General features: G+C 36.7%; 9 protein-coding genes. 4 read left to right on the plus strand and 5 right to left on the minus strand.

Annotated features, from left to right (window positions below):
- Window positions 1-258: 258 nt before the first annotated feature.
- The 3 genes from I6U49_RS15465 to era form a co-directional block, all read right to left on the minus strand.
- Window positions 259-3,021, minus strand: a complete 2,763-nt coding sequence (locus tag I6U49_RS15465) for a TonB-dependent receptor (protein ID WP_198629508.1) — start codon at window positions 3,019-3,021, stop codon at window positions 259-261.
- Window positions 3,022-3,127: 106 nt separating this feature from the next.
- Window positions 3,128-4,435: a ribosome biogenesis GTPase Der gene (gene der / locus I6U49_RS15470; RefSeq protein ID WP_193712354.1), complete on the minus strand. Its 1,308-nt coding sequence runs from the start codon at window positions 4,433-4,435 to the stop codon at window positions 3,128-3,130.
- A gap of 318 nt (window positions 4,436-4,753) precedes the next feature.
- Window positions 4,754-5,635 carry a GTPase Era gene (gene era / locus I6U49_RS15475; protein ID WP_193712353.1) on the minus strand — a complete coding sequence of 294 codons (882 nt, stop codon included), beginning with the start codon at window positions 5,633-5,635 and terminating at the stop codon, window positions 4,754-4,756.
- Between the two features lie 352 nt (window positions 5,636-5,987).
- On the opposite strand from era, the gene I6U49_RS15480 reads away from it, so the two are divergent.
- Both I6U49_RS15480 and I6U49_RS15485 read left to right on the plus strand, forming a co-directional pair.
- Window positions 5,988-7,526, plus strand: coding sequence for a SulP family inorganic anion transporter (locus tag I6U49_RS15480; RefSeq protein ID WP_198629509.1), 1,539 nt, complete (start codon window positions 5,988-5,990; stop codon window positions 7,524-7,526).
- A 37-nt stretch (window positions 7,527-7,563) separates the two neighbouring features.
- A complete protein-coding gene (locus I6U49_RS15485) occupies window positions 7,564-8,994 on the plus strand; it encodes a TonB-dependent receptor (protein WP_198629510.1) in 1,431 nt (476 codons plus the stop codon).
- Between the two features lie 59 nt (window positions 8,995-9,053).
- Here the strand turns inward: I6U49_RS15485 and I6U49_RS15490 are convergent, their stop codons facing one another.
- Both I6U49_RS15490 and I6U49_RS15495 read right to left on the minus strand, forming a co-directional pair.
- Window positions 9,054-11,000, minus strand: a complete 1,947-nt coding sequence (locus tag I6U49_RS15490) for a M1 family metallopeptidase (RefSeq protein WP_198629511.1) — start codon at window positions 10,998-11,000, stop codon at window positions 9,054-9,056.
- 93 nt (window positions 11,001-11,093) lie between these two features.
- The gene (locus I6U49_RS15495; RefSeq protein WP_193712349.1) at window positions 11,094-11,558 is read right to left on the minus strand and encodes an RNA methyltransferase; all 465 of its coding nucleotides are present in this window, start codon (window positions 11,556-11,558) and stop codon (window positions 11,094-11,096) included.
- Between the two features lie 114 nt (window positions 11,559-11,672).
- On the opposite strand from I6U49_RS15495, the gene I6U49_RS15500 reads away from it, so the two are divergent.
- Together I6U49_RS15500 and I6U49_RS15505 are read left to right on the plus strand one after the other, a co-directional pair.
- Window positions 11,673-12,503 (plus strand): universal stress protein, encoded by an 831-nt coding sequence (locus I6U49_RS15500; RefSeq protein ID WP_198629512.1) that lies wholly within the window; start codon window positions 11,673-11,675, stop codon window positions 12,501-12,503.
- Between the two features lie 76 nt (window positions 12,504-12,579).
- On the plus strand, window positions 12,580-13,053 hold a 474-nt coding region (locus tag I6U49_RS15505), incomplete at its 3' end, for a diheme cytochrome c-553 (protein ID WP_198629513.1).

Raw genomic sequence — 13,053 nt, forward strand, 5'->3', positions numbered from 1 at the left:
TTTGCAGTAATTAAGTAAGCAGTTAGCAGTAAAACGGTGTCAGTTTTCGATTTCCAGTTTAAATGATTTTTTGATCTAACCGAGTTTATTTTAAAAAGCATACGGGTCCTCCCCTTATTTTCAAGGGGAGGTGGCCACAGGCCGGAGGGGTTATTTTCCCAAAAAATCAATTAGAATGTGAAACCTCCCCTTTCTTCAGCGCTGCTGAATTCATCCCCTTCTTGCAAGGAGGGGAGCAAATATCAAGGTAAATTAATGCTACCTTCTTCCTCTCTTATTATTTGGATCTTTTCCGCCAAACTTGCTGATTTTATACGTAAAGCTAAGCATAAAGTATTGTTCCAAAACAAGCTGCTGGGTATCCTGAATAAAGTCGTCTCCAGTAAATCTACGTGTAGCTATATTTTGATCCAGCAAGTCAAAAACCTTTACTTTTAGTACACCGTCTTCCCCAAAAATCTCATAACCTAAACTGGCATTCCACAGGTAAAAAGAATTCTGAAATCCCGGCGAGGCATTACCAATAGTTTGGTAGGAGATATCGCTACCTATCACAAATTTTTCAGGCCAAAAGGAAGTCAGCGCCAGGGAAATATTTTGATTCTTATAATTCTCTTCCCTATTGTTAAAACTGTATTCAGCATCTACAAACTCGATACTGTAAAAAGGTTCTATAGTCACCAAATCCCTAAAGTTATACTCCAGGTTTAAACTTGGCGTAAAGCGTAAGCTCTTGGAAGAATAACGCTGTTCGTTTGTAAAGCCTATATTTTTATCGAAATTACCGTAAAGTCCGGTTTTGACTTTTATAGAACTTTCTTTCTGCAACTCAAATGTCTTGTCCAGGGTACCTCCTCCATAATAATTATAAGCACCATCTACATTTGTATAGGTAGTGGTTCTGACTAAATCCTGATCTATAGAGCTTCTACTAACCACTTTATTATTAATAAAATTCGCTCCCAAATAAACATAAAAGCCAGAGCGTGTTTTAAAATCGAAATTATTAAAATTAAGGTGTAACCTATTTCTTAAAGCGGGGCGTAGGTTTGGGTTACCGGTAATAATATTTAGAGGGTTTATGGTATTGGTTACCGGCTGCAATTGCGAAAGTGACGGAGTTTCCCAGGAGTTCCGGTAATTAAAATAAATAGATTTACCCTGTGATAAATTAAGTCTAAAATAAGCATTAGCAAATAGATTTTCGTAGGTATTATCTATGCTTGTTTCGGTAAAAAGGTCTTTATTTTTTAATCGAATACTTTGAAAACCACCCGAAACATGTGCCCTTAACTTATCGCTATTATAGGCAAGCCCCAAACTGGGACGATGCTCAAAAGATTCTGAAACAAAATCGTTACTCAATTCATCATCTAACAAGGTGTAACTTCCTTCATCATCCCCGTCATAAACCAGGCGCTCATTACGGCCATTTCTTTTATCGAAATTATAGCTTACATCCAATTTTAAGCCCTCGGTAATTGGTATACGGGTATTAACATTTATTCCATAATTATTATCGGTATTTTCTTCAGAAATTAATTGATCCTGCACATCGGTTCTTTCTAATTCTCCTTGCTGGTTATAAATCTCTCTTTCCGAAAAGAAATTATTATCCTGAGACCTGTTATTATTCTGATTATTAAAACCTAAACTGTAGTAACCTCCATTTTCACCGAATTTACGGGTAAAGTATAATCGATTAGAAAAATTCACACTATGCACTTCAGAATAATTATCGGTTAAAGCAGTGTTTATAGGCGTACCGTTTTCCTCTATCGATTCTGTAAAGGATTGATTGGAAGAGCGACCGTTATTAGTATTAATATTTGGTCTCACCGAAATCCTGGTAAGCGTGTCTGGTTGAATTTCAAACCCTAAACTAAACCTATGATTGTTATTAAGACGCTGCCCACTAGATTCTGAATTGTTAAAGAACCTTCTATCAGGTAAAATATTTTCTCTTTGAGTCTTACTTTCAGTAATATTATCGGCGCGGCTATAAAAATAATTGGAGGAAAGCTCGGTTTCTTGTGGCCACTCATTTACAAAGTTAAAGCCGGCATTATCAGACCTGGTAATACCGCTTCCGCTACCAAAACTATTACCGTTTACACTAAAACTACCCCCACGACTTCTGGAAATAGAATAAGCATTTCGCCCCATAGAGTCATAAATCTCATCAAAAGAAAAACCCGAAGAATTTATATTGTTGGAACTCGCTAAGAGACTTACCCGTAAATCATCTTTAAAATAATTACCTATTCCGCTTAATTCATAGCGTTCGTTGGTTCCGCCACCGGCGGTAAGCCTGGAGAAAAATCCACGGTTTTTATCTTCATCTATGGTTATATTGATAGTTTTATTTTCGGCATCCCCTTCTTTTCCGGTAAATTCCTCAGATTTGGTTTTACTATCTACCACCTGTAATTTATTAATCAATTCTTTCGGAAGGTTTTTAGTAGCAATTTTAGGGTCGTCCCCAAAAAACTCTTTTCCATTTACCTTAATTTGTGAAACTGAGGTTCCATTAACCGTGATACTACCATCGGTAGCTACTTCCACACCCGGAAGTTCTTTTAACAATTCTTCAAGATTTGCATCTTTACGAGTTTTAAAAGAGGCGGCGTTAAATTCAAGGGTATCTTTTTTAATCGTTACCGGAGCGCGAGAGGAAGTAATTGTTATTTCATCTAATGCATTATCGGCTATTTGCATCTTTATAGTACCCAAATTGAGTTTTTCACCAATTTCTACTGTTTGGCTATAAGTTTTAAAACCCGCATAAGAAACAAGTAGCTTGGCGGTTTCAAGCTTCTCATTACCGGCAAGTTGAAAAGTCCCCGAATTATCTGAAATTGTATAAGTAACTAAACTACTATCTACAGGTTTTTCCAGGTATACCGTTGCAGATTCTAACGGTTCCCCCTGCGGTCCTGTTACTTTACCATTAATTTCGAAATTTTGGGCCGTTAAGTTCCCTGCCAGAATAAGCAAGGCAAAAGAAAAGAAAAATCTCATGTAGAATTTGGGTGTTAAACTATGAATAAATTGAGGAAATAAATATCACCTCACTAACTATATTGATAGTTAGACTCCTAATTTATCACATAGTTTAACCGAAAACTTATTTTTTCCTAAAATACACCGAAATTGGCACTCCTGTTAGGTCAAACTCATTCCTTAATTTATTCTCTATAAATCGTTTATAAGGATCTCGAACATATTGAGGAAGATTACAGAAAAAAGCAAATTGTGGTTGTGGAGTAGGCAATTGCGTACAAAACTTAATTTTCACGTATTTACCTTTATAAGCCGGCGGCGGGTTTTGCTCAATTATTGGCAGCATCACATCGTTAAGCTCACGGGTTTTAATTTTTTTACTGCGATTCTCAAAAACTTTTACTGCAGTCTCTATGGCTTTAAAAATACGTTGTTTGGTTAGAACAGACATAAAGATTACAGGAACATCGGTAAAAGGTTCTATTTCACGCTTAATCATGGCTTCAAATTCTTTCATGGTATTGGTCTTTTTATCTTCAACCAAATCCCATTTATTAACCAAAATCACGATTCCTTTTCGGTTTCGTTGCGCCAGCCAGAAAATATTCTGAACCTGCCCATCAAAACCCCTTGTGGCATCTAAGATTAACAAACATACATCTGAATTTTCTATAGCCCTAACCGATCGCATTACCGAGTAAAACTCAAGGTCCTCTTTCACCTTTGACTTTCTTCTAATCCCGGCGGTATCTACCAGGTTAAACTCAAATCCAAACCTGTTATACCGTGTATCCATAGCATCTCGGGTAGTTCCCGCAATGTCTGTTACAATATAACGTTCTTCCCCAATTAATGCATTTATAAAAGACGATTTCCCTGCGTTGGGACGGCCCACCACGGCAAACCTTGGCAATTCTGTTTCTTCTTCGGCTTCGTTTACCGGTAAGGCTGCAATTAATGCATCCAATAAATCTCCTGTACCACTACCATTTGTACTGGCAATAGGAAAATACTCTCCCAAGCCTAAGGAATAAAATTCTACAGCATTTTCAAGCCTTTTGTTATTGTCTACCTTGTTAACGGCCAAAAGAACCGGCTTATCTACTTTTCTAAGTAATTGCGCCACATCTTCATCCATAGGAGTTACACCACTTTCTACATCTACCATAAAAATAATAGCATCAGCTTCTTCTATAGCCAGCTCAACCTGTCTGTCTATTTCGGCTTCAAAAATATCATCGCTTCCCACCACATAACCTCCGGTATCTATAAGGGAAAAATTTCGACCATTCCAATCTGATTTTCCATAATGGCGATCGCGAGTTACCCCACTAACCGAATCTACAATCGCCTCACGGCGTTGAATTAACCTATTGAAAAAGGTAGATTTCCCAACATTTGGTCTTCCTACAATGGCTACGATATTGCCCATAATATTTATCTTTAATACCTCCTGGAGGTTTTATTTCCTGAATATATTCAGAAAACAAATGATTCTAAAACTATAAGACTCATTCTACCAAGTACGCTATACATCGCCTTTAATTTATTTCAGAGTCTACCCCGATTTTTCATCGGGAATCTAATTTCTTAAAAATCAAAAAGATAATAGAATCTGAAACAAGTTTGGCTTGACGAAAACATGACTTTTCTGAAGGCCTTTTTTATTTGTTTGCAAAATTAGTGTAAAAATTCCGGTTTACCCGAAACTTAGAAAGCGGAAGTTATTTGAACTATTAAATTGAAGCTCTTAATCATTATACCCAAAGCGCTTTAACTGGCGCTGGTCGCTTCTCCAATTTTTATTTACTTTCACATAAAGCTCTAAATGCACCTGTTTTCCAAAAAATTTCTCAAGGTCTTTTCTGGCTTCTACTCCCACTCTTTTTAAAGCAGCACCTTTATGGCCTATAATGATTCCTTTTTGCGTATCGCGTTCTACCATAATTACGCTTCGCATTCTAATAATTTCATCTTCTTCAAAAAATTCCTGGGTATCAATTTCTACTGCATACGGAATTTCTTTTTTGTAGTGCATTAAAATCTTTTCCCTAATTATTTCATTTACAAAAAAACGTTCGGGTTTATCGGTAAGCGTATCTTTTGGATAAAAGGCAGGAGATTCAGGCAACAATTCAATAATTCTAGTAAAAACCTCCTTTACATTAAATCCCTCTAATGCAGAAACCGGGAAGATCTCGGCATTGGGCACTTTTTCTCTCCATAATTGCACCTGGCTCTCTAATTCTTCCTGGTTAGATTTATCAATTTTATTCAGCAACAAAAGAATAGGGATATCGGCAGCAATAATTTTATTAAAGAAAGCTTCATCTTTTAATTCCTTTTCGCCAATTTCAACCATATATATCAAAACATCGGCATCCTCAAAAGCCGATTTCACAAAATCCATCATAGATTCCTGTAATTGATAGGCCGGTTTAATAATTCCCGGGGTATCACTTAGAATCACTTGAAAATCTTCGCCATTTACAATTCCCAAGATACGGTGGCGCGTGGTTTGAGCTTTAGAAGTTATAATAGATAGCTTTTCACCTACAAAAGCATTCATAAGGGTAGATTTGCCCACATTTGGGTTCCCTATAATATTTACAAATCCTGCTTTATGTGCCATTTTAATAATTTTTATGATGCAAAGGTAAGACGATTAGATAATAGTTATCTTCTTTGTTTCAAATTATTTCCAAAAAAGTAATTCTCGCCGGCTGCAATAAAAATTAATTATCAATTTGATAATCAAGTTAAATCTTATTTATAAAGCGCTAAAAATTACCACTTAAGTGGCACGAAGCTTTTGTATTCAAAATAATTGGCTAATTTTGACGCCTCTTATGAAACAAGGAATTAGCAAATATTCGTCTCCACTTACTCCGCCCTAGGCAATTAAGGTTTTACTTTTATTATATTCCAACATTATTTTCTGCGGAAAATATTCCGCTCCCAATACTTATTAAAATTAAATTCTGATGCAAAAAATCTTCAACCTGTTTGATTTTTCACAAAAAGTTGATTATAAAAATGAAGTCCTTGCAGGACTTACCGTAGCGATGACTATGATTCCAGAATCCTTATCTTTTGCTATTCTTGCAGATTTCCCCCCACTGGTAGGTTTGTATGCAGCTTTTATTATGGGGATTATTACCGCCGTACTTGGAGGGCGCCCGGGCATGGTTTCTGGTGGTGCCGGCGCTACCGTGGTAGTTTTAATCGCTTTAATGAATTCCCACGGATTAGAATATGTATTCGCGGCAGTGGCCATGGCCGGAATTATTCAAATTGCAGTCGGGATCTTTAAGCTGGGTAAATTTATTCGGCTAGTACCGCAACCTGTAATGTTCGGGTTTGTTAATGGCTTGGCAGTAATTATATTCACTGCCCAATTAGAACAGTTTAAAGAAATAATTAATGGCCAGGTACAATGGCTAACCGGAGATGCTTTATTAATTATGATAGTACTGGTAGCGTTAACTATTGGCATCATTCTTATTCTCCCAAAAATAACCAAAACAGTACCACCATCTTTAGTAGCCATATTGGTTGTTTTCGCTATTGTTTATTTCTTCGGAATTGAAACAAGACAAGTAAAAGATATTGCTTCAGTTAGTGGTAGCTTACCACCTTTCCATATTCCACAGGTTCCCCTTACCTGGGAAATGTTACAGGTGATTTTTCCATATGGACTAATTATGGCTGCAGTAGGTTTAACTGAAGGTCTATTAACATTAAATCTCGTTGATGAAATCACAGGGACCCGTGGCCGTAGTAATAAAGAGTGTTTAGCCCAGGGAACTGCAAACATTGCCAATGGCTTCTTCTACGGAATGGGCGGCTGCCCTATGTTAGCCCAAACACTGGTAAATTTATCTTCTGGATCTCGCGCACGGCTTTCTGGAATTGTAGCTGCATTTACCATTCTAGTTATAATTCTCGTAGGTGCACCGGTAATAGAACTATTACCAATGGCCGCACTAACCGGGGTAATGATTATGGTTGCCGTGGGAACTTTTGAGTGGGCTAGTCTAAAAACCTTTAGAAGAATGCCCAAGTCTGATGTTCTGGTAATGGTTTTGGTAACTTTAGTAACCATAATTCTTCATAACCTTGCATTGGCAGTACTTGTGGGAGTAATTATCTCAGCCCTGGTTTTTGCCTGGGATAATGCCAAACGCATTCGTGCCAGAAAACGAGTAGACGAAGAAGGTATAAAACATTATGAAATTTATGGGCCACTTTTCTTCGGATCTGTACAGGCATTCAATGATAAATTTGATGTTTTAAACGACCCTGAAGAAGTGATTATAGATTTTTCTGAAAGTCGTGTAGTAGATATGTCGGGAATTGAGGCATTAAATAAACTTACAGAAAGGTATCAGAAACAAGGTAAGAAATTACACCTAAGACATTTAAGTGAAGATTGTAGGAGCCTATTAAGTAATGCAGATGCTATTATTGAAGTAAATATTCTGGAAGACCCTACGTATAAAGTTGCAGTAGAAAAGGCTTAAGTTTCTTAACTTTATACTTCAAACTAAAACGCATATCATGTCTATAATTTCGGAAGGAGAGAAAGAGTTTGAAGAAATAACCTCTGTGCAAAATAAGGCCATGCGCCTTAACCTCAATGAAAATATATACGGCACCTTTGCTGAAATTGGCGCCGGCCAGGAAACAGTGCGCCATTTTTTTAGGGCAGGGAGTGCTTCGGGCACGGTGGCAAAAACCCTTAGTGCCTATGATAAAGATTTTAGTGATGCCATATACGGGATTGAAGATGATGGGCGCTATGTTACAGAGCAGCGCTTAACCAGTATGATGCGTTACGAGACGGGACTTATAGAAGAACGCATTTCACGCTTAAAACATCCTAATAAACTTTTTTTCAGCTATGCAAATACAGTAGCTACCATAGACTGGGCAAAGAAATACAAAGGCCACGGATGGCTGGGAATTAGGTTTCAAACCACGCCTGGAGAAGACTATAGTGAAATTGTTTTACACGTACAATTTCATGAAAATAATGCGGTTCATCAGCAAATTAGTTTAGGTATCATGGGGGTAAACCTCATTTATGGCGCATTTTATCACCACGATGATCCCAAAAAACTACTCAAACACCTTTTTGACCATCTTACCACCGACAAAATTGAAATTGATGCTATTAATTTTACAGGGCCTGTTTTTAAAAATGTAGATAATCGTTTAATGAGTTTAGAGCTGGTTAAAAATGGAATCACCGAAGCCATTATGTTTGCTCCCGACGGTAATAATGTGTTACCGGCCAGTATTCTCTACAAAAGAAATATTTTAACGCTTCGCGGAAGTTTCAGGCCTGTTACGAAGGTAAATATGGCGATGTATGAAAAATCGCTTAAGCTTTTTTTAAATGAAAGAAAGGTAGATAAAGATAAGACGGTAGTTATTTTTGAAATTACTCTTTCCAATCTTAAAGGAGAAGGGGAAATAGACGAACGTGACTTTTTAGACAGAGCAGACTTATTAGGTTCTTTGGGGCAAACGGTAATGATTTCAAACTTTCAGGAATATTATAAGGTTGTAGAGTATTTTGGACAACATACCAAAGAAAGAATGGGACTTACCATGGGAGTAAGTACGCTAAAAGATATTTTTGACCAAAGATATTACAGGCATTTAAGCGGAGGAATTTTGGAGGCCTTTGGAAAGTTATTCTTTAAAAGCCTGAAGATTTATTTATACCCATTAAAAGACGAGGAAACGGGTGAAATTATTACTAGTGAAAACTTAAAAGTTCACCCCAGAATGCAGGAGCTATATCAATATTTTAAAGATAATGGCCGGGTAGTAGATATTAAAGATTATGATCCTGAAACTTTAGATATCCATTCAAGACAGGTTCATGAGATGATTATAGAAGGAAAAGCCGGTTGGGAAGCTATGCTTCCGGAAAGCACAACAAAAATGATTAAAGAAAAATCACTTTTTAAAGGAAAATAGAAAAATAAAAAAGCCGTTAGAATTAACTTCAAACGGCTTTTTCTTTGTTCAATATACTCTTAATCTTCGTAGAAAGTATTTGGCCAGGAATCATTACCTGAATTTACATCGGGCAGAATCTTATTTGGATCTAATTCCACCTTTTCAATCGCTTTATCGGTTCGGTGCAGATAGTTCCACGAATCTCCACGTTGCCATATCTCAACCGGAAGTGTAACTTCTTCAGAAGAACCATCACCATAAGTAATTTCCATTTTAACAGGCATAGGAATTTCTCCTTCATTTGAAAGAGAAACCACATAATTACCTTCATAGGCTCTTACCGCATCTATTCCCAGGTCTATATTTCCTGTACCATAAAACCATTTACTAAAAAACCAGGAAAGATTTTCCCCTGAAACGTTTTCCATATGGTTAAAGAAATCTGCTGGTTGTGGATGTTTATACGCCCATGTTTCAATATAAGATTTAAAAGCATTATCAAAACGCTCTTCGCCCAAAATATATTCTCTAAGCAATAATAAACCAATAGCGGGCTTATAATAAGCTATCATCCCAAGGTTTCTTAGGTTAGAAACATCTGGATAGGTATCTATGCCTTCACGCTGCTCACTGGTAAACCAGCCAGTCATATTCCTGGTTTTATTTAATCTTGCCGGATACTCTCCATTGTTAAATTCTACAGTACTGTAATAATTAATAAAAGTATTAAAACCTTCGTCCATCCAGGCATATCTTCTTTCGTTACTTCCTACAATCATAGGAAACCAATTATGCCCAAATTCGTGATCTGTAACTCCCCATAAAGAAGCACCTTCACTTTTCCAACTACAGAAATTTAATGCCGGATATTCCATTCCACCAATATCGGCTGCAACATTTATAGCTACAGGATAAGGATATTCAAACCATTTGTTTGAATAATGTTCTACAGAAGCTTTAGAATATTCGGTTGAACGGCCCCAGGCACCCTGCCCGTCACTTTCTTTAGGATAAGCCGATTGTGCCATGGCTTTCTTTCCGCTAGGCAAATCTATTTTGGCTGCATCCCAAATAAATGCTTTTGAAGAACCAAAAGCTATATCGCGGGTGTTTTCCATTTTAAAATGCCAGGTAAGCGTACCTTCTTGTTTTGCACGCAAAGACATATCGTTTACTTCCTCGGGCTTGATTAAATACACGGTAGAATCGCTTTTAGAAGCTTTTTCCATTCTTTCCCTTACGGTAGGAGATAAAACCTGCCTGGGGTTTTGCAATTCCCCTGATGCTACTACTATGTGACTTGCAGGTGCAGTAATTTTATAGTCGTAGTCGCCATAATCAAGGTAAAATTCGCCAGCGCCAAGATAAGGTTCAATATTCCATCCTTCTACATCATCATAAACCGCTGCTTTAGGAAACCATTGTGCTAAAGCATAAATAGTACCATCTTCAACAGCAAGTCTTCCCATACGATCCATACCTTCTACCGGAATCTTGTACTCAAAATTCATAGAAACGGTAGCTTCACCACCATTGGCAGGAATTGGGTCATCAAAAAATACCTGCATCCTGGTGTCCGATATTATATATTCTGAAGAAGAACTTCTTTTTACCTTAGCTTTAAGGTTGGTAATGGTATATCCTCCATCTATATCGCCATTATAACGATTTCCCTGAATTGGAGTGGTTAAATATCCGCGAGAATCTTCTTTAAAACGGTTTTGCTCTAAATGCATCCATATAAAATCTAAATCTTGAGGACTATTATTTGTATAGGTTAGCTCAATATGCCCTTGTATGGTATGATCTTCATCGTTTAAAGTCACTTCAATTTTATAATCGGTTTCGTTTTGCCAATATTCCGGCCCCGGTTTACCTGAAGCTGAGCGGTACATATTACCACTGCGATCCATAAATTCATTAAAATCTTTTTGGTTGTTCTCTACAACCTCCTGGGCATTGGTACCGGTAGAAAACAAACCGGCAACTGCCAGACCAAGCATAGCTCTGGATAGGTATCTCATTCCTTTAAAATTTTTATTATAACTGCCGCTAATTTAACCAAACTGTTCAAGAATCCCTGACAAAATGAAGTTTATAAAAAAAGCTTCGGAAAATTAGGTAGAAAAATGCGTTTTACTGCTTCTATCGTACATTATGATACTCCCAGCCACAGAAACATTTAAACTTAAGCTTGACTGGAATTTTACCAAAAAATGAGATTTTTCGATAGCTTCTTTAGATAGGCCATGATCTTCTGCTCCCAGTAGATAAACACAACGCCTGGGGTGCTTAAACGTTTCGAGTGCTTCGGCTTCATCGGTAAGTTCCACACCTACCAACATGGCTCCTTTTGGGAGATGTGCATAAAAATCTTCAAAGGTTTTGTAGTGGAAATAAGGCATGGCACCTACAGCTTTATGAGTGTCACAAGCCTGCTTTGCATAACGATTACCTATGGTATAAATGAAGCTTGCCCCCATATTTTGGGCCGAACGCCATAGTACTCCAAGATTTTCAGGAGTTTTCCCATTCTGTATTCCAATTCCAAAAAATCCCTGTTCCAAATTATTTATTCTCATAGTGCTTCAAAAATAGTAGAATTAATATTTCCAGGCTACGCCTGAGAGACTAAACCTGATATTCCTCATTTCTAATTATATTTATGTAGCTTAAATTTATTGAAAACCATTGTCATGAAATATATTTTAATACCAACTGATTTCTCTGAGTCTGCAAATAACGCCTCTGAGTTTGCACTTGCTCTTGCACATTCATTACAACTTCCCGTACGTTTTTTACATAGTGTACCCACACCGGTAGACTGGAGCAAACTACCGAAAGAAGATGAAAAAAAATATCCTGAAACTAAAGAAAGAATTAACAATGCCAAAAACGAATTAAAAAAATGGGAACAAAAAGCGAATAAAAATAATGTTGAAGCAGAATATAGTATAATCTATAATACAGGCATGGATGATTTGGTAAATTATGTTCATCCTAAATATTATGAATTAGTTGTTATGGGAACGCATGGCACTAAAGGCATTGAAAAAATATTAGGTTCTAACACCCAAAAACTAATTAGACAATCTCAGCTTCCGGTATTAGCAATAAAGAGTTACTTTGATTTTAACAGACTAAAGAAAATTCTTATAGCTACCGACTTACAGGAAAAATCATTAAAAGCCTTTGAAAAAATCTATAACATCCTAACAAAATTAAAAAGCCAAATTGAAATCGTTTACATAAATACTCCTTATAATTTTAAAGAAACAGATGAAATTGATAATATGGCTAATGAGTTTCTAGAAAAAATTGGAATTAAAGATTTAAAAGTTCGGTGTTTAAATGCCAATAATGAAGCTCGTGGGTTAGGAATGGCTCTTAACAAATTAAAACCCGACCTATTCACAAGTATAACACATCATCGCACAGGCTTCGATACTATTTTTAGCCCAAGCATTACCGAAGAAATAATTAACAACTACGATCTTCCTGTATTGAGTATTAACCGGGAAATTTAAATTGAAAATATAGGTATTTCCCCTATAAGTTGATTTCTGCCGATTTTATAAATTAAAGAAATATAAAATCGGCATTATGAAACTATTACAATCTATTTCCGGAAAGCCCTTATTAAAACTGTGTTTATTTAGTGTAAGTATACTAACTATAATCTTATTTGGTTCATGCAAAGAAGAAAAGAAAGAAAACTTCACAAAAGGAATTAGCCTAAATACAATTGAAGAAAAAAAATCAAGTACCACAGAATATGAAAATCGTGGTAAGTACCTTGTAGAAATAATTGGATGTCATGACTGTCATAGTCCTAAAAAACTAGGGGAAAGAGGACCAGAGATGATTACTGAACTAGCCTTTTCAGGATTTCAGGCAAATAACAATTTACCCTCATTGAATAAGCAAGCCTTAGAAGAGGGGTGGATGCTAATGAACCAGGATTTAACTGCTTTTGTGGGTCCCTGGGGAGTTTCATATGCGGCAAACTTAACTCCACACGACACGGGTATGGGCACCTGGACGTTTCAACAGTTTAAAAGGGCTATGGTGGAAGGA

The organism is Salegentibacter maritimus, from assembly GCF_016236915.1.
Taxonomy (GTDB): Bacteria; Bacteroidota; Bacteroidia; order Flavobacteriales; family Flavobacteriaceae; genus Salegentibacter; species Salegentibacter maritimus.

Coding starts and splice junctions, on each gene's coding strand:
- era (WP_193712353.1), bottom strand. CDS start 5,635: ATGGCACATAAAGCAGGATTTGTAAATATTATAGGGAACCCAAATGTG.
- I6U49_RS15495 (WP_193712349.1), bottom strand. CDS start 11,558: ATGAGAATAAATAATTTGGAACAGGGATTTTTTGGAATTGGAATACAG.
- I6U49_RS15500 (WP_198629512.1), top strand. CDS start 11,673: ATGAAATATATTTTAATACCAACTGATTTCTCTGAGTCTGCAAATAAC.
- I6U49_RS15480 (WP_198629509.1), top strand. CDS start 5,988: ATGCAAAAAATCTTCAACCTGTTTGATTTTTCACAAAAAGTTGATTAT.
- I6U49_RS15485 (WP_198629510.1), top strand. CDS start 7,564: ATGTCTATAATTTCGGAAGGAGAGAAAGAGTTTGAAGAAATAACCTCT.
- der (WP_193712354.1), bottom strand. CDS start 4,435: ATGGGCAATATCGTAGCCATTGTAGGAAGACCAAATGTTGGGAAATCT.
- I6U49_RS15465 (WP_198629508.1), bottom strand. CDS start 3,021: ATGAGATTTTTCTTTTCTTTTGCCTTGCTTATTCTGGCAGGGAACTTA.
- I6U49_RS15490 (WP_198629511.1), bottom strand. CDS start 11,000: ATGAGATACCTATCCAGAGCTATGCTTGGTCTGGCAGTTGCCGGTTTG.